The sequence below is a fragment of the Chromobacterium sp. HL1 genome, from assembly GCF_057418835.1.
The window spans coordinates 29,479-45,880 of sequence record NZ_CP162399.1 but is presented as its reverse complement, the minus strand read 5'-3'; the positions used below and the strand labels follow the sequence as shown (position 1 = coordinate 45,880).

Here is a 16,402-nt window from a genome sequence, read left to right as displayed (position 1 = left end):
AGGGAAGGCGGCGCAGGCTCAGCCCGCGCCGCCCGGTTTGATCAGGCAGGGGCGCGACAAGACGGCCTCGTCGCAGTTGTCGCCGGCGCCGATGCGGTCCAGCAGAATGAAATCGCCCACCTGCTCCAGACAGGTCAGCGGGTGGTGCCAGGTGCCGCGGTGGTAGTTGACCCCCTGATCCCCGCGCGCCAGGAAGGCGCGGATCCGGTCTTCGTCCGGGCGGTCGCCCATGCCTGCCGGCGCCACCACCACCACGCAGGCGGCGCCGCTGCAGGGAATGAAGGCCTGGCTGCCCAGCGGATGCCGTTCCAGCATGCGGATCTCCAACGGCAGGCCATGCGCGTCGCCGCGCGCCATGCTGATGCCGGGCTGGCCGCCGCCGGCCTCCACCAGGCCCAACCGGTGATAGCGGCGAGTGCGGCCCTGATTGATGGGAAACCAATCGCTGCCGTCGATTTCGATCACATCGCCAAACGGGGCGAACGCCTGTTTGGTCAACGGTTCCAAGCTTAGAATCATCATGCCTCGCTCCTCAACAGAACGCCGTCGGCAAGGGCGAGCGGCTCAATCCGCCAGCCGTCCCCAAATCCGCAGCCGGCTGACCCCGCCGTCCGGGAAGATGTTCAGCCGCACATGGGTGACCGCGCCCAGATCGCGCAGCATGGTCTTGTCGTAAAAATGCTGCCGGTCCATCTCGGTTTTCTGCTCCGGCAACAAGTGTTCCCAAAACATGGCTTGGGTCACGATGGATTGATCGGTGCCATGACGGACGTAAGCCGCCTGCACCGAGACCCGATCCGGGTAATTGCCCTTGAAATGCGCGGTGTCGACTTCGATGCTGTCCACCAGCGCCGCATGTCCCAGCTCGACGATGCACCAGTCGTTGCCCGGCTCTCGGCGGCGGCGGGTTTCCCAGCCGTCGCCCATATTCACACCGCGCCCCGGCATGATCAGCCGGAAGGGCACGCCGAAATGGGCGTCGTTATAGGCGACGATGCGGCCGCCCTTTTCCAGCGCCGACACCTCATGCAGCGCGGCCGGGTCCTGCCGCGCCCAGTCGCAGGCGGGCTGGCCGTAGACGCGGAAACGCGCCACGCCGCCGTCCGGGTAAATATTCAAACGCAGATGGGTCCAATCGCGCGCATCGTCGATGGCGATGAAATGATGAGCGCTGGCGCCCAAGGAGGTCGCCGGCAGGATTTCCACCCACTCGCTGTCTTCATCCGGATCGCCGGCCGAACGGCAGGCGTCCACCGAGGCCGCCGGCGGGTAGTTGCCGCTGAAGTGGCTGGTATCGATGTCCAGTCCCTTGATCACCCCGGGCAGGCCCAGCTTGATCACCGCGTGGTCGTAGCCGCCGTTGCGGCGGCGGCGGGTTTCCCAGCCGTCCATCCATTTGCCGTGATCGTCGAACTCGCCGACGATGAACACCGGCTCCGACGCTTGCAGCATCCGTTCCGCCGCGGCGAACCACTGATCGGAACAGGCCAGGACCCTCGCGCCGAAATCCGCCGCGGCCAGATTGGCGTAACGCCGGGCGAACTCCGGCACCTCGACCGCCGGGGCGTGCAGCGCCGTTCCCGCCGGGTGATTGACAAGCGCCATCAGACTTTCTCCTTATCAATGACGTCGGCGCGCGCGCCGTACGCCATTCATGCCGCCAGCCGGCTCCAAATCAGCGCCAGCCCCAAGGCGAGAAAAAACAAGGCCGAAACCTTGAGGAAGACGAGCCGCAGCACCGCCAGACGCTGGAAGAACAGCTCCGCCAACAGGCCGTACGCGGTCTTGCACGATAAATCGATCGCCACCCAGCCGGCCGCCATCCAGCCCAGTTGCGGCGCCAGCGGCGCTTGGGCGTTGATGAACTGCGGCAGCAGCGCCACGAAAAAAGCGATGTCCTTGGGATTGCTGATGCCCAGCAGAAAAGCATGGGAAAACCATTGCGCCGGCGCCGCCTTTCGGCTGCCCTGAGCCGCCGCGGCCCGGCCGGCGCCGCGCCAGGTCTTGAAACCCAGCCACAGCAGATAGCCGGCCCCCAGCGTCTGCAGGACGGAGAACAGACCGGGAGAGGCCAGGATCAGCGCGCCCACGCCCAAGGCGGACAAAAGCAGCAGCGACAAAGACGCCAGCACGCCGCCGGCAAACGCCGGCCAGGCGCGCAACAGGCCATGCTCGGCGCTGGTGGCGACCATGAACAGCGACAGGGGGCCGGGCACGGCGATCACCACCAGGATGGACAACAAGTACATGACGAGAATCTGGCTGGACATGGCGGCTCCGGTCTAGGCGCGGGATCAGGAAGAAATCAGTTCGGCCAAGCGCAGGCCGGCGATCCGATAGATTTGCTGCAAACAGGCCAGCCGTTCCGCCTCCGGCTCCGCAGCCAGCCGCCGCTGGAACTCGGCGATGACGCCGGCGCGCCCATAGCCGCGCACCGCCAGGATGAAGGGAAAACCGAAACGGGCCCGGTAGTCGGCGTTCAGCCGCCGCAACAACTCCAGTTCCTGCGGCGAACACTGATCCAGGCCCGCGCCGCCTTGCTCGGCGGCGGATTCAGCGGTCAACTCCCCGCGCAGCGCGGCCTTGCCGGCCAGCTCCGGGTGGGCGCGGATCAGTTTCAATTGCGCCTCCGCGCCCGCCTCCTCCACCTGCCGCCGCATGCAGCCGTGCAGGTCCGCCACGCTGGCGAACGGCCTCAGGCCGGCCGCCTGCGCCGCCACCCACGGCGAGTGCTCGAAAACACCGCCCAGCGCGGCGACGAACTGTTCCGTCGGCAGGGCGTTGATGCGTTCCAGCGTCAAGGACATGGCCGCTCTCCGGTGAAAGGATGCGTCTCCCGCCAATGCCGGGCGATGTCCAGCCGCCGGCAGATCCATACCCGCGGATGACGCTCCAGATAATCGAGAAAACGACACAGGCCGGCAAAGCGGCCGGGCCGGCCGATCAAGCGGCAATGCAGACCCACCGACAACATGCGCGGCTTGTCCGCCCCCTCGGCGTAAAGCACGTCGAACGCGTCTTTCAGATAGCTGAAGAAATGCTCGCCGGTATTGAAGCCCTGCGCGGTGGCGAAGCGCATATCGTTGGTGTCCAGCGCGTAAGGCACGATCAGATGCGGCTGCTCGCCGCCGTCGCTGCGCCGCACCAGGGTCCAGAACGGCAAATCGTCGCCGTAGTAATCGGAGTCGTAGAGAAAGCCGCCGTCGTCCGCCACCAGCCGGCGCGTATTGGGGCTGTCGCGGCCGGTGTACCAGCCGGACGGACGCTGGCCGGTCAAACGACGGATCGCCTCCACGCAGCGCCGCATGTGCTCCCGCTCCACCGCTTCGTCCACCTGCTGATAATGCAGCCAGCGATAGCCGTGGCCGGCGATCTCGTGGCCCAGCTCCGCCAGCGCGCCGGCCAGCTCCGGATGCCGCTCCAAAGCCATGCCGACGCCGAACACCGTCAAGGGCAGGCCGCGCCGCTCAAACTCGCGCAGAATGCGCCACACCCCGGCGCGCGAGCCGTACTCGTAAATCGACTCCATCGACAGATGCCGCGCCGGGTAGGCCGCCGCGCCGATGATTTCCGACAAGAACTGCTCGGAGCCGGCGTCGCCGTGCAACACGCAACTCTCGCCACCTTCCTCGTAATTGAGCACGAACTGCACGGCGATGCGCGCCGCGCCCGGCCAGTTGGCCTCCGGCAGATCGCGGCCGTAGCCGATCAAATCGCGTGGATAATCCGCCTGCATGGCCATCCTTCCCGCTGTCAGCGCTTAAGATTGAACACCGTCCACGGGTCCAAATGGGTGTGGGTTTCCACCTTCATCCGCCGCTCGCAATCCTCCAGATGATGGTGCATCGCCGCCGCCGCGCCGGCGCGGTCCCCCGCCTCCAGCCGCTTCAGAATCGCCTCATGCTCGTCGAAGGAACAAGCGCTGCGGCCGGGCACATCGTATAAGGCGATGATCAGCGAAGTGCGCGAACACAGGCCGTGCATCAACTCGGTCAACACCTCGTTGTCGGCCAGCCGCGCCAATTGCACATGGAAGGCGTTGGACAGACGGATCCAACTGACCCGGTCGCCGCGCTCGAAGGCGGCGCGCTCGTCGGCCACCATGCGCCGCATCGGCGGCAGGCGCTCGGCCAGATCGGGCAAGGCCAGCAGCTTGTCCAGAATCGCCGCCTCCACCATGCGCCGCGCCTCGAACACATCGCGGGTTTCCTTCTCGTCCGGCTTGGCGACGAAAGCGCCGCGGTTGGGCAGGATGTCGACGATCTTGTCGTGCGCCAGCTGAGCCAGCGCGCTGCGGGCGCTGCTGCGCGAGCATTGAAAGGCGTCGCACAGCACCGCCTCGGTCAGCTTGACCCCCGGCAATAAGCGCTGGTCTATCACCGCGTCGAAGATTTCCCAGTACAAGCGATCGGCGTCATTGCTCGGCGCGCCGTCGCCCACCAAGGTGGACGCCCTGGGCGCCGCGGCCTGCGTTCCGTTAGCGGAATGCAACATGTCCTCTCCCGGTATTTCCATATCCCGCTCTATGCCTTCAGAATTTTGTTGACAATTATTGTCGTTGGCAAACACTATCGTCAACACAAATTGTCGACAATTTTAAATCGCCATCGCGAACAACAAGATCGACAACAGGTCCGCCAGATCGGGCCGCACAACAAAGGAGAAACAACCGTGGGCAAATTGACCACCCATGTGCTGGACACCATGCACGGCAAGCCGGCGGCGGGCGTGCGCTGCCAGTTGTACCGGCTGGACGGAGAACAACGGCTGTTGCTGGCCGAGGCGACGACCAACAGCGACGGCCGCTGCGAACGGCCGCTGCTGGAAGGCGAGCAACTGCGCGCCGGCGTGTACGAACTGCTGTTCCATGCCGGCGATTATTTCGCCGCCCAAGGCGTGAAGCTGCCGGAACCGCGCTTTCTAGATCAGGTGCTGCTGCGCTTCGGCGTCGCCAAGGCGGACGAAAACTTCCATGTGCCGCTGGTCCTGACGCCGTGGAGCTACTCCACCTACCGCGGCAGTTGACGCTGTTCCCGTCCCCCACCCGGAAACCTCGCCATGGAAAACTACCTGCTGGAGCTGGGCAACCTGCTGCTGCGCTGGTTGCACGTGATCGCCGCCATCGCCTGGATAGGCGAATCGATTTACTTCGTCATGCTGGACAACAGCCTGTCGCCGCCCGCTGCCGCCGATGCCCGGCGCGGCCTGCACGGCGAGATGTTCGCCGTGCACGGCGGCGGCTTTTACCATAACCAGAAATACCTGGGCCAACCGCCCTTCCCGCTGGACGACAAACTGCACTGGTCATTCTGGAAATCCTACGCCACCTGGCTGTCCGGCTTTGGCCTGTTCTCCCTGCTCTACCTGCTCAATCCCGCCTTCTACCTGGTCAACCCCGCCAGCCCCTGGGCCTGGGCGGCGGCCTTGTCCGGCGGCGCGGCCGCCTTAATCGCCGTCGCCTTCCTCTTGGGCGGCTGGCTGGCCTACGATCAGCTCTGCCGCCGCATCAGCCCGGACATGAACCGCGACGGCGCGCTCAGCCTGGCCGTGGCGCTGCTGATGGCGCTGGCGGCCTACGCCAGCAGCCACATCTTCCAGGGCCGCGCCGCCTTCCTGATCACCGGCGCGGTCATGGCCACCTGCATGTCGGCCAATGTCCTGTTCTGGATCATCCCCGGTCAGCGCCGCATGGTGCGCGCCATCCAGGCCGGCGACAAACCCAATCCGCTGGATGGGCTGCGCGGCAAGCAGCGCTCGGTGCACAACACCTATTTCACGCTGCCGGTGGTGTTCCTGATGATCAGCAACCACTACGCCTTCACCTTCGGCAGCCGCCACGCCTGGCTGATCATGGTGCTGTTCATCCTGTCCGGCGCGCTGATCCGCCAATACTTCGTGCTGCGCCACTCCGGCCGCCAGCGGCCGCTGCTGCCGGCGCTGGGCGGCCTGCTGCTGGTCGGCGTGGCGCTATTGGCCGCGCCGCCCCCGCCCAATACCGCGCCCGCGGCGCCGCAAGCCGCGGCGGACGCCCCTGAACCGGCGGCGGCGCAAACGGCGGCCGATGTCCGTCTGCGGCAAATTCACGCCATCATTCAAAACCGCTGCCTCTCCTGTCACTCGGCCACGCCCAGTCAGGCCGGTTTCGTGGCGCCGCCGGCCGGCCTGAAGTTTGACGATGCGCAGGAGATCCTCATCAACGCGCACCGGATCAAGCAGGCGGTGGCGTCCAAATACATGCCGCTGGCCAATTTGACCCAGATGACCCAGGAAGAGCGCGAGACTCTGGCGAAATGGGGGCCGGCGCCCGGCCGCTAACGCAACACCGACCCGTTTGAAAATGGCGAGTGGCTTAGCCATATGGGTTGACTGGGGATAACTTTCCCATTCCGCCTCATCTGTGGATATCTTGAAACGATCAAGAAGAAGCCGCCTCGCCTTGACCCCCGCCCGCCGCTCGGCAACAATCCCCCCGTTGCCGCCTACACGCGGCACCCGGGATTGGCGTCCCGGTACATCTCCATCTTTGTGGCCTACGCAGCAACTGCGCAGGCTGCTTTACCATGGCCGCGCCATTTGGCAGGCGCATGGTGGGGGAGTGCCATGGCACTCGCCGGTTTGGAGACAGTCCGGTACGCCAATCCTGCCACGCGCCTGCCTAATACCTCAGCCTTCCCCGGCAGGTGGTTTATCTTGTGTCACAGCAGGAGAAACACCATGCAACACCCTCAAAACTTTCCCCCGCGCCGTCGCTACAAACTGAACGCTCTGGAACAACAGAGCGCACTGCTGCCCTTCGTCCGCTTCTGCCCCGGCCGCACCCACCCGCATTACTGGCAAATGCCCACGCCCAGCAAGGATCTCCTCGCCGACCACGCCTATGGCCGCGAATGCGCGGCTCACCTGTTGCAATGGCTGAAGGACAACCGGGAATACGTCGGTAAAGGCCTGCTCAGCCGCGTGGCGCGCGACATCGATTTTGACGACCGCGACGGACGCGGCCAGTGGATGGGCTTTTTCAACTATCTGGAAATCATGATGCTGCTGGGCGCTGACCGGGTCCGGGTTTACCGCCATGTCGATAGCCAACACCAGATCTACCTGGCGCTGGGACGGCGCTTCAGCCTGGAAGCGCGCTTCCGCCGCATCCGGCTGCGCAACCGCTAAGCGCCTTGCGGTGGGTATCGCTACGCTCCACCCACCCTACGGCAGATAGTTTGGTCGGGGGTATTTGTAGGGTGGGTGGAGCCGTAGGCGATACCCACCAAGCCTCGCCGGGGATTAACCTCGCCGCCTTGCCTTGCGCGTCACGCTTAAGGAGTGTGTGGAACGACGGCTCCCGCAAACACGAGCCGGAATGAAAACGCGCGTCCTAACCTTCAGGACGCGCCGCCTTGCCAACAGACGCCGCCGAGCATGGGTTCCGCCCAAAAAGGCGGACGGACGCCCTCCTCCGTTGTTTTGGCCATTTCCACCCAGGCGTCTTGCTTGCTCCACTCGTACAAGACGCCGGGCTGGATCAGATGCAGGTAGACGCGCTCGAAGGCGGACGACTCCAACAGATGATGGGTGGCGGCGGTCAGCGCCGCTTCCTGGATGAAGGCGGGAAACAGGGTGGTGGCGGCCACGCCGCCGAACTGCGGGATATTGGCCGCCAGCAGCAGGCTCAATTCATAGCCGGGCTTGGCCGCATAGCGCTTCACGCACTTGGCTTGGATACGGTATTTGATCGCGGCGATGGGCGCATTGGGCACGCTGATCGCCGCATCCTCGCCCTGCTGCGCCTGGCGCACTTCGCGGGCGCGCAGACAGCCCTTGCCGCCGCCGAACAAGTGCTCGTCCGCATGCACTTCCGTCACTTCGAAAGCGATCCGCCGGCCGTCGCTGAGGGTGGCGCCCACATCCGGCAGCGGCGGCGGCCAGGACTGCCGGTCCACTGCGTGCAAACCCTTGCGCTGCAATAAACGCAGCACCAGTTCCAGCTCTTTTTGCGCTTTTGAAGCCATCGGCCTCCCCCAGCCTGCGTCCGCTGGCGTTGCGGCGCGGCTGCGGCCGAAACGCCGGGGCGCGGTTATTTTGGCTATCGCTCAACCCAACCCGGCACAAGATATTTCTTTTTAGCACAAAAAATAAGCTATTCAGATTGGATTTAAAGTTTGATAAGCGATAGCGCTGCGCCGGGGGGCTTCAGTGCTGGGAATCTCCTTCGCCTGGCAGCACCACGAACTCGCCGTTCAGGCCGCCCACCGCTTCGCCGCCGCACTCCAGCGCCACGGCAAGCCGCAAGCGCCCCATGCGTCCGCGCCGCAAAGCCCGCTCCAGCTTGTCCCAGGCGGCTTCATCCGGCGCGGCGGCGCGGGCGAGGAAGTCGGCGACGATGGGCTTGTCGTAGCGCATGTCGTTGCCGTGAATGATGACGCGGCCGGCCAGGCCGCGCTCGCGCAAGCGCATGAACACCAGGCACCAGGCGGCGAGGATGGCCACCGCCGAGGCGCTGCCGCCGAACACGGTGGCGCGGTGGTTGATATTGGGCGCCAGCGGCGCGCTCAGGATCACGCGCTCGCCGCTGGCCTCGGCCACGCGGACCGCCATCGCGGCGGACAGCGGGATGTGTTGATGGAGGTAGTCTTCAAGCGCCTGTGGACTCATGTTGTTCTCCCGATTCGGCGCGCCCGGCTTTGGCGCCGCCGCCCTCATTCTGCCCCAAGAGGTGGCGCTGGAAAAACCACAGGCTATGGCCCAGTTGCAGCACCTGGTTTTCCCGTTTGGCCGCGCCGTGGCCTTCGTCCGGGAACAGGATCAGGCCGCCGTCCACGCCCTTGCCGGCCATCGCGCGGTACATTTGCAGCGCCTCGCCCACCGGCACCCGCGGGTCGCTGACGCCCTGGATGATCAGCAGCGGATCGCGCAGCTTGTCGATGTGATTGATGGGCGACAATTGCTCCAGCGCGGCGCGGTCGCGCTCCAGGTCGCCGTATTCGGCGGCGCGCAGCGCGCGGCGGTAGGGCGCGGTGTTTTGCAGGAAGCTGACCAGATTGGCGATGCCGACATTGGACACGCCGGCGTCGTAGGCGCCGGCGAAGATGGTCATCGCCGCCAGCGTGGAATAGCCGCCGTAGCTGCCGCCCATCACGCCGATCTTGGGCGCCACGCCGTCCGCGCCCCACTGGCTGCGGATATGGCGCGCGGCGTCTTCGATATCGGACAGCACTTGCAGCCGGCGCGGACCGTTGTCGCTGTCCAGCCAGCTCTTGCCGTAGCCGACGGAGCCGCGCACATTGGGCTGCACATAGATGAAGCCGGCGTCGACGAATAACTGGGCCTGCGGCAAGAAGCCGGCCCGGCTCTGGCTCTCCGGCCCGCCGTGAAAGTGGACCACCACCGGGCAGGGCGTGGCCGCGCAGCGCGTCGGCCGGCGCACGAACATCGGAATCGGCGTGCCGTCGCGCGCCGGGTAGCTTTCCAGGCTGACCTTGGCGAAGCCCTGGGTATCCAGTTCCGGCGCGGACGGCAACAGCCACTGGCTGAGTTTGCCGCGCTTGCTGTCCCAAACATGACTGCTGGCCGGCGCGGTGTCGGTTTCCACGCTGAAGTTGACATAGCGGCCGTCGCGGCTGAGGTTGACGACGTTGACCTGGGCCGCACCGGGGAAGGCCGGCAGCTTCAGCGCGCGATAGCCGCGGCGGCCGTCCAGCGCCAAGGCCTTGCCGTAACCATCCTGGCTCAGCGTGTAGTAGATGCGGCCCCGCTCATGGTCAATGTTGAGGTTTTCCACGTCGCCGCGCGCTTCCGGCGTCAGCGCCTGGAAAACGCCGGCGCTCCACAGATAAAGACGGTGGTATTCGCCGAACTTATTGCTGCGCACCAGGTATTCGCCGTCGCGCAGGCCGAAGTCCATCCGATAGTCGACGGCCTCGCCCTGGCCCAGCAGCGGCTGCAAGGCTTTGCCGTCCGGCGTCCATAAATAGAATTCCGCGCTGGCGTTGCTCAGCGTCTTTTGCAGCAATAGACGGCCGTCGTCGCGGTGGTCGGCGATGCTCCAGGCGCCGCGCTCGCCGAACAGACGCTCGCGGCGGCCGTCGGCCAGCCGATAGCGATACAGGGTGTAGCTGTCGGCCCGCTCGTCGTTGCTGCGGTAGTACAGCCATTGGCCGTCCTTGCTGAGAAACTGGAACTGGGTCTGCACGCCGGGCTTGTGCTGGACTTCGCGCAGCGCGCCGCCGGCGGCGGCTTGCAGATAGAGGCCGGGATTTTCCTCGCCCTTGCGGTCGCGGCTGAGCACCAGCCAGCGCCCGTCCGGACTGACGTCCTGGATCAGGGTGGCGTCTTCGCCGCCGGTAAGCTGCACCGGAAAGCGTTGCGGACCGTCCAGCCTCCAGACCTGCGGCACGCCGGTGACGCGCCAGCTGAAATACAAGGCCTTGCCGTCCGGGGACAGCACGCCGGCGCCGGGCGCGCGCAGGTCCAGCATATTCTGCACTTTGCGGCTCAGCTCCGCCGGCAAGGGCGCGGCGCGGTAGCGCGCCACCTCCTCCGCGCTGACGCTGGCGGCGCCAAGGCCGCTGTAGCCGCCGGCGGCACAGTCATGAGTGGACAACATCATCAACGCTGCGGTGGATAAGGCACGGACCATCATGACGACTCCTGAACCATTGGGCGGGCGACCAGTATAGCGGCCATGACAAAGCCATCGCAATTTGCATTATTCTCATGCCGACTCTGCGACACTTTGTCGCATGCTAGGGGGATGAGCAGGCGCTAAACTGATGCGGCTAATCCTCATTCGCATTTGTCGCCGCCAATGGCCGACACGCGCGCTAACCCTGATCCGCAAAGAGCTACGATGAAAAAGATCGCCCTGCTGGCCTTGCTGGCCGCTTCCGGCTCCGCCCTCGCCCACGTCACCCTGGAAACGCCCACCGCCGCCAGCGGCGGCTATTACAAGGGCGTGCTGAAAATCGGCCATGGCTGCAACGGCAGCCCCACCACCGCCATCAGCGTGGAAATGCCGGAGGGCGTGCGTCTGGCGCAGCCGATGCCGAAAGCCGGCTGGGAAGTGGAGGTGAGCAAGAGCGCGGTCAAGCCTTTCGACAATTACGGCCGCAAGGTGAGCGAGGATGTGAGCCGCATCACCTGGAAGGGCGGCAAGCTGCCGTCCAATTTCTACGATGAGTTCGTATTCCAGGCCAAGATCGCCGCCCAGCCGGGCAAGCTCTACTTCAAGGTGAAACAGCTGTGCGAACAGGGCGAAACCAATTGGGCGGACATTCCGGCCCCCGGCCAGGACGCCCATGACTTGAAAAGCCCGGCGGCGGAGCTGACGGTGACCGCCGGCGCGGCCGGTCATCATCATTAAGAATCTATTTACGATCTGCTGCGCGTCGTGGAACGTGGCTCGGTGAGTGCACCTTGGAAACGCTCATGTGCCTTATGTACATTCCGCTTCTTCAGCGGTTTTCGCCTTGTCTCGCCCTAGCGCGCGAGATCGTAAACACGTTCTCGGAACGGATTCCTTGCGCCGGCCTGATCCCGCTTGCAAGCGGGCCGGCCAAAGGCATGAAAAACGCCGGCGGCGAGTCTCTCGCGGCCGGCGTTGTTGCATGGATGGGTGGGATCAGCGGAATAAGCCTTTGAGCAGATCCGCGCCCTGGGACAGCAAATCATCGCCCTGCGGCAGCTGGCCGTTGGGGGTCAGCTTGTCCACCAGGCCGGGCAGATGTTCGGCCACCAATTGCGACACTTGCCCCTGGTCCAGGCCCACTTTTTCCGCGATGCCGGCGAGTTGATCGCCGCCCAATACTTGCTGGATCTGCTCGGCGGACACAGGCAGATTCCCGCCCTGCCCCACCCAGGACGACACCAGCTCGCCCAGACCGCCTTGCTGGAACTGTTCCAGCAGTCCGGACAAGCCGCCTTGTTGTTGCAACAAGCTTTGCAGGGCTTCGCCGGCGCCGCCTTCCGCGCCGCCGGACAGCAAACCGCTCAAGGTATCGAATAAAGCCATGGTGCTCTCCTGTTTGCCGCGCACGGGGCGCGAATCTTGGTGAATGTCCCGCCGGATCAAGCGGCCAGCAGGCCCGCCAGCCCGCGCATGGTCTGCCAGGGGTCGCCGACTTCCACGCCCTTGATCTGACGGTCTATGCGCGCGCATTCGTCCAGCGCGGTCATCAGCTTGCGCGGGCCGATGCGGCGCAAGGCCGGTTCGGCCAGACGCTGCTTGTCGCCCCACAAACGCAGTTCGCGCGCCATGTCGCGCGCGTTGCGCCCATCCTTCAGGCCCTGGCGCAGACGCAGCAACATGCGCACGTCTTCAGTCAGCGACCACAACACCAGCACCGGCGCCTCGCCTTCGGCCATCAGGCCGTCCAGCATGCGCAGCACCCGCGGCACGTCGCCGGCCAGCCAGGATTCGGACAGATGGAACACGTCGAAGCGGGCCACATTGGCCACCGCGGCGCGCAATTGCTCCAGCGTCAGTTCGCCGGCCGGATACAGCAAGGCCAGCTTGTCCACTTCCTGGCGCGCGGCCAGCAGATTGCCCTCCACGCGATCAACGAAGAAGGCCAGCGCCTCGCCGCCCAGCACCTGGCCCTGGGCCTTGAGCCGGCGCGTGATCCAGCCGGGCAGCTCGGCGCGCCCCACCAGGCGGGCCTCCGCCGTCACCGCCAGCTTTTCCAGCGCCTGGAACCATTTGGACTGCTGCTGCGCGCGCTCCAGCTTGGGCAGGGTGATCAAGGTCACCGTGTCCTGCGGCGGCTGCGCCGCCAGCTGTTGCAGCGCTTCCGCGCCTTCGGTGCCGGGTTTGCCGTTGGGAATGCGGATTTCCAGCAGCTTGCGCTCGGCGAACAGCGAGACGCTGCTCATCGCGTCGCGCAATTGCGACCAATCGAAACCGGCCTCCACCGTCAGCACTTCGCGCTCCTGATAGCCTTGCTCGCGCGCCGCCTGGCGCAGCGCGTCGGCGGCTTCCAGCGCCAGCAGCGCTTCCTCGCCGTGGATCAGGTAAAGCGGCGCCAGGCCCTTGCCCAGCGCCGCGATCAGCGCGTCAGGGCTTAGGCTGGGCATCGGCGGGCTTCAGGCTTTGCGGGCCGGTCAGCGGCGCGGCGGCCGGCTTTTTCAGATAGGCCAGCCGGCGCACGATCTGCTCGGCCGCGTCGCGGCGGGCGTCGGCCCAGATCAGCGCTTCTTCCTGCTCCTTGCCGAGGATGGCGCTGTCGGAGTAGTTCATGCTGCGGCGCACGACCACCGTCATGTCCGGCTCCACCGGCACGCCGAACAGCACGGTGCGCACCACGGCGGTGTAAGTCAGCTGGTACTCGTTGATCTTGCCGCCCACGTTCAGGGTCAGGATGTCCTTGGACTGATTTTCGCTGAGGATGGTCACCACCGCCTCGGCCTGCTTGGGATTGCCCAGCACTTGCAGACGCGGGTCGCGCGCCAGCACGGTGCGCACGTCGCCGGCCACCGCGGTGTTGCCGCCGTCGAAATACATCGAGGCGAACGGCAGCGGCTTCATCGGGCCGCCCAGGCCGCGCAGGTGGAAGCCGCAGGCGCTCAGCGTAAGGGCCAGCAGCGCCAGCCACAGCCATTGCAGGGAAAGTCTCATTCGCGATTCCTTATCGGGAAACAATGCTTGCCTGGCCCGGCCCGGGGCGCGATCCGCGACCCGGAGCCTAAGCCACGCCGGTTTACACCACGATGTTGACCAGGCGGCCCGGCACCACGATGATTTTCTTGGCCGGTTTGCCTTCCATGAACTTCTGCACGTTTTCATGCGCCAGCGCCGCCGCCTCGATCGCGTCCTTGGCCGCGTCGGCGGCCACGGTGACGCTGCCGCGCAGCTTGCCGCCCACTTGCACCATCAGTTCGATCTCGCTCTTGATCAGCGCGCTCTCGTCCACTTTCGGCCAAGCCTGTTGCAGCAATTCGCTGCCCGGACGCAAGGCGTTCCACAACGCGTCGCAGATATGCGGCACGATGGGGGACAGCAACAGGGTCACGGCTTCCAGCGTTTCCTGCGCCACGGCGCGGCCGGCGTCGCCGGAGGTGTCGGTCTTGTCGTAGGTGTTCAGCAGTTCCATCACCGCGGCGATGGCGGTGTTGAATTGCTGGCGGCGGCCGTAGTCGTCGGCCACTTTCTGGATGGTGGCGTGCAGCTTGAAGCGCAGGTCTTTCAGGCCGGCGCTCAGTTCGCCGCCGCTGTAAGCCGGCGCCAGGCCGGTTGCGACATGCTCGTTCGCCGCCTTCCACAAGCGCTTGAGGAAGCGGAACGCGCCTTCCACGCCGGCGTCCGACCATTCCAGGCTCTGCTCCGGCGGCGCGGCGAACATCATGAACAGACGGGCGGTGTCCGCGCCGTAGTTTTCAATGAATTCCTGCGGGTCCACGCCGTTGTTCTTGGACTTGGACATTTTCTCGATGCCGCCCACCACGACCGGCAGGCCGTCCACGCGATGCTTGGCGGCCACGATCTTGCCCTTGGCGTCGCGCTCCAGCACCACGTCCTGCGGCGCGATCCAGTCGGTGGCGCCGTTGGGCAGTTCGCGATAGAAGGTTTCGCACACCACCATGCCCTGGGTCAGCAGGCTCTTGAACGGCTCGTCGCTGGACACCAGGCCCTCGTCGCGCATCAGCTTGTGGAAGAAGCGCGCGTACAGCAGGTGCAGGATGGCGTGTTCGATGCCGCCCACGTATTGGTCCACTTGCAGCCAGTAGTCGGCCGCCTTCTTGTCCACCATCGCGGTGTCGCACTTGGGCGAGGCGTAGCGCGCGTAGTACCAGCTGGACTCGACGAAGGTGTCCATGGTGTCGGTTTCGCGCTTGGCCGCGCCGCCGCATTTCGGGCAGCTGGTTTCGTAGAATTCCGGCATCTTGGCCAGCGGGGAGCCGGCGCCGTCCGGAATCACGTTCTCCGGCAGCGTCACCGGCAGGTCTTTTTCCGGCACCGGCACGTCGCCGCAGCTCTGGCAGTGGATGATGGGGATAGGGCAGCCCCAGTAGCGCTGGCGGGAAATGCCCCAGTCGCGCAGGCGGTATTGGGTTTTCTTCTGGCCGGAGGCCTTGGCTTCCAGATCGCCGACGATGGCGTCGAAGGCGGCGGCGAAGTTCAGGCCGTCGTATTTGCCGCTGCCCACGGTGCGGATGCTGTCGTCCTTGGCGGCGTACCAATCCTGCCAGGCGGCGGCGTCGAAGTTGTCTTCGCCGCTGGCCGGCGCGTAGACCTGCTGGATCGGCAAGCGGTATTTGTTGGCGAACTCGAAATCGCGCTCGTCATGCGCCGGCACCGCCATCACCGCGCCTTCGCCGTAACCCCACAGCACGTAGTTGGCCACCCATACCGGCAGCTTGGCGCCGGTCAGCGGATGAACGACGAACAGGCCGGTGTCCATGCCCTTCTTTTCCATCTTGGCCACGTCGGCCTCGGCCACGGAGCCGGCCTTGCATTCGGCGATGAAGGCTTGCAGCTCGGCGTTGCCGGCCGCGGCCTGGCTGGCCAGCGGATGTTCGGCGGCCACCGCCACATAGGTGGCGCCCATCAGGGTGTCGGGACGGGTGGTGTAGACCTTGAGCTGGCCGGCGTGGCCGATGCTGGCTTCGTCGTAGGCGAAGGCCACGTCGGAGCCGAAGCTCTTGCCTATCCAGTTGCGCTGCATGGTCTTGACCTGTTCCGGCCAGCCGTCCAGCTTGTCCAGATCCGCCAGCAGCTGCTCGGCGTAGTCGGTGATGCGGAAGTAGTACATCGGGATTTCGCGCTTTTCCACCAGCGCGCCGGAACGCCAGCCGCGGCCGTCCACCACTTGCTCGTTGGCCAGCACGGTCTGATCCACCGGGTCCCAGTTGACCACGCCGTTTTTCTTGTAGATCACGCCTTTTTCAAACAAACGGGTGAACAGCCACTGTTCCCAGCGGTAGTAGTCCGGCTTGCAGGTGGCCAGCTCGCGTTCCCAGTCCAGCGCAAAGCCCAGGCTGTCCAGCTGCTGCTTCATGTATTCGATGTTGGCGTAGGTCCAGGCCGCCGGCGCGCCGCCGTTTTTCATCGCGGCGTTCTCGGCCGGCAAGCCGAAGGCGTCCCAACCCATGGGCTGCAGCACGTTGAAGCCTTGCAGACGCTTGAAGCGGGCCAGCACGTCGGTGATGGTGTAGTTGCGCACATGGCCCATGTGCAGCTTGCCGGACGGATAGGGGAACATCGACAGCGCGTAGTATTTGGGACGCGACGCGTCTTCCACGGCTTTGAAAGCGGCAGTCTTCTGCCATTTCTGCTGGGCGGCGGCTTCCACCGCGCGCGGGCTGTATTGTTCTTGCATGGCGATCTTTATCTGGACTCTGAAATACAAAAGGCGGGCTGCCCGGAGGCGCCAGTGATGCGCTCCGCTCCGGATAGCCCGTCCGCAAAAAGGTTGCC

The 16,402-nt window shown here is 65.5% G+C and carries 17 protein-coding genes; 4 read left to right on the top strand and 13 right to left on the bottom strand.

The window, feature by feature from the left end; translation table 11 throughout:
• Positions 1-18: 18 nt before the first annotated feature.
• Genes AB1Z25_RS00245 through AB1Z25_RS00220 form a run of 6 tightly spaced genes read right to left on the bottom strand, consistent with a single transcriptional unit; the run spans position 19 to position 4,494 of the window.
• Positions 19-522: an ureidoglycolate lyase gene (locus AB1Z25_RS00245; RefSeq protein ID WP_486636362.1), complete on the bottom strand. Its 504-nt coding sequence runs from the start codon at positions 520-522 to the stop codon at positions 19-21.
• Positions 523-564: 42 nt separating this feature from the next.
• Positions 565-1,605, bottom strand: a complete 1,041-nt coding sequence (gene alc / locus AB1Z25_RS00240; protein ID WP_486636361.1) for an allantoicase — start codon at positions 1,603-1,605, stop codon at positions 565-567.
• A 47-nt stretch (positions 1,606-1,652) separates the two neighbouring features.
• Complete coding sequence (locus tag AB1Z25_RS00235) at positions 1,653-2,270, bottom strand: LysE family translocator (RefSeq protein WP_486636360.1); 618 nt, start codon at positions 2,268-2,270, stop codon at positions 1,653-1,655.
• Positions 2,271-2,294: 24 nt separating this feature from the next.
• On the bottom strand, positions 2,295-2,807 hold the full coding sequence (gene uraD / locus AB1Z25_RS00230) for a 2-oxo-4-hydroxy-4-carboxy-5-ureidoimidazoline decarboxylase (RefSeq protein ID WP_486636359.1): 513 nt from the start codon (positions 2,805-2,807) through the stop codon (positions 2,295-2,297).
• Positions 2,798-3,736, bottom strand: a complete 939-nt coding sequence (gene puuE / locus AB1Z25_RS00225; RefSeq protein WP_235085056.1) for an allantoinase PuuE — start codon at positions 3,734-3,736, stop codon at positions 2,798-2,800. The genes uraD and puuE overlap by 10 nt, the downstream gene beginning before the upstream one ends.
• A 17-nt stretch (positions 3,737-3,753) precedes the next feature.
• A complete protein-coding gene (locus AB1Z25_RS00220; protein WP_486636358.1) occupies positions 3,754-4,494 on the bottom strand; it encodes a GntR family transcriptional regulator in 741 nt (246 codons plus the stop codon).
• 177 nt (positions 4,495-4,671) lie between these two features.
• On the opposite strand from AB1Z25_RS00220, the gene uraH reads away from it, so the two are divergent.
• The 3 genes from uraH (at position 4,672) to AB1Z25_RS00205 (ending at position 7,164) form a co-directional block, all read left to right on the top strand.
• A complete protein-coding gene (gene uraH / locus AB1Z25_RS00215; RefSeq protein ID WP_107797751.1) occupies positions 4,672-5,025 on the top strand; it encodes a hydroxyisourate hydrolase in 354 nt (117 codons plus the stop codon).
• A 33-nt stretch (positions 5,026-5,058) separates the two neighbouring features.
• Complete coding sequence (locus AB1Z25_RS00210; protein WP_486636357.1) at positions 5,059-6,315, top strand: urate hydroxylase PuuD; 1,257 nt, start codon at positions 5,059-5,061, stop codon at positions 6,313-6,315.
• A gap of 399 nt (positions 6,316-6,714) precedes the next feature.
• Positions 6,715-7,164, top strand: coding sequence for a hypothetical protein (locus AB1Z25_RS00205; RefSeq protein WP_486636356.1), 450 nt, complete (start codon positions 6,715-6,717; stop codon positions 7,162-7,164).
• A gap of 212 nt (positions 7,165-7,376) precedes the next feature.
• On the opposite strand, the gene AB1Z25_RS00200 is transcribed toward AB1Z25_RS00205, so the two are convergent.
• From AB1Z25_RS00200 to AB1Z25_RS00190, 3 genes are all read right to left on the bottom strand, one after another.
• The gene (locus AB1Z25_RS00200; protein WP_107801121.1) at positions 7,377-8,003 is read right to left on the bottom strand and encodes a hypothetical protein; all 627 of its coding nucleotides are present in this window, start codon (positions 8,001-8,003) and stop codon (positions 7,377-7,379) included.
• 181 nt (positions 8,004-8,184) lie between these two features.
• On the bottom strand, positions 8,185-8,646 hold the full coding sequence (locus tag AB1Z25_RS00195; RefSeq protein ID WP_486636355.1) for a YiiD C-terminal domain-containing protein: 462 nt from the start codon (positions 8,644-8,646) through the stop codon (positions 8,185-8,187).
• Positions 8,627-10,633 carry a prolyl oligopeptidase family serine peptidase gene (locus tag AB1Z25_RS00190; RefSeq protein ID WP_486636354.1) on the bottom strand — a complete coding sequence of 669 codons (2,007 nt, stop codon included), beginning with the start codon at positions 10,631-10,633 and terminating at the stop codon, positions 8,627-8,629. The genes AB1Z25_RS00195 and AB1Z25_RS00190 overlap by 20 nt, the downstream gene beginning before the upstream one ends.
• A 207-nt stretch (positions 10,634-10,840) precedes the next feature.
• On the opposite strand from AB1Z25_RS00190, the gene AB1Z25_RS00185 reads away from it, so the two are divergent.
• The gene (locus tag AB1Z25_RS00185; protein WP_227106373.1) at positions 10,841-11,353 is read left to right on the top strand and encodes a YcnI family copper-binding membrane protein; all 513 of its coding nucleotides are present in this window, start codon (positions 10,841-10,843) and stop codon (positions 11,351-11,353) included.
• Positions 11,354-11,611: 258 nt separating this feature from the next.
• Here AB1Z25_RS00185 and AB1Z25_RS00180 read toward each other — a convergent pair whose 3' ends face one another.
• The 4 genes from AB1Z25_RS00180 to leuS all read right to left on the bottom strand — a co-directional run bounded on the left by AB1Z25_RS00180 (position 11,612) and on the right by leuS (position 16,304).
• Positions 11,612-12,001 carry a YidB family protein gene (locus AB1Z25_RS00180; protein WP_107801124.1) on the bottom strand — a complete coding sequence of 130 codons (390 nt, stop codon included), beginning with the start codon at positions 11,999-12,001 and terminating at the stop codon, positions 11,612-11,614.
• Positions 12,002-12,057: 56 nt separating this feature from the next.
• Positions 12,058-13,062: a DNA polymerase III subunit delta gene (gene holA, locus AB1Z25_RS00175; RefSeq protein WP_107801125.1), complete on the bottom strand. Its 1,005-nt coding sequence runs from the start codon at positions 13,060-13,062 to the stop codon at positions 12,058-12,060.
• Complete coding sequence (locus AB1Z25_RS00170) at positions 13,043-13,603, bottom strand: LPS-assembly lipoprotein LptE (protein ID WP_107801126.1); 561 nt, start codon at positions 13,601-13,603, stop codon at positions 13,043-13,045. The genes holA and AB1Z25_RS00170 overlap by 20 nt, the downstream gene beginning before the upstream one ends.
• Before the next feature lie 82 nt (positions 13,604-13,685).
• Positions 13,686-16,304 (bottom strand): leucine--tRNA ligase, encoded by a 2,619-nt coding sequence (gene leuS / locus AB1Z25_RS00165; protein WP_107801127.1) that lies wholly within the window; start codon positions 16,302-16,304, stop codon positions 13,686-13,688.
• Positions 16,305-16,402 lie beyond the last annotated feature (98 nt).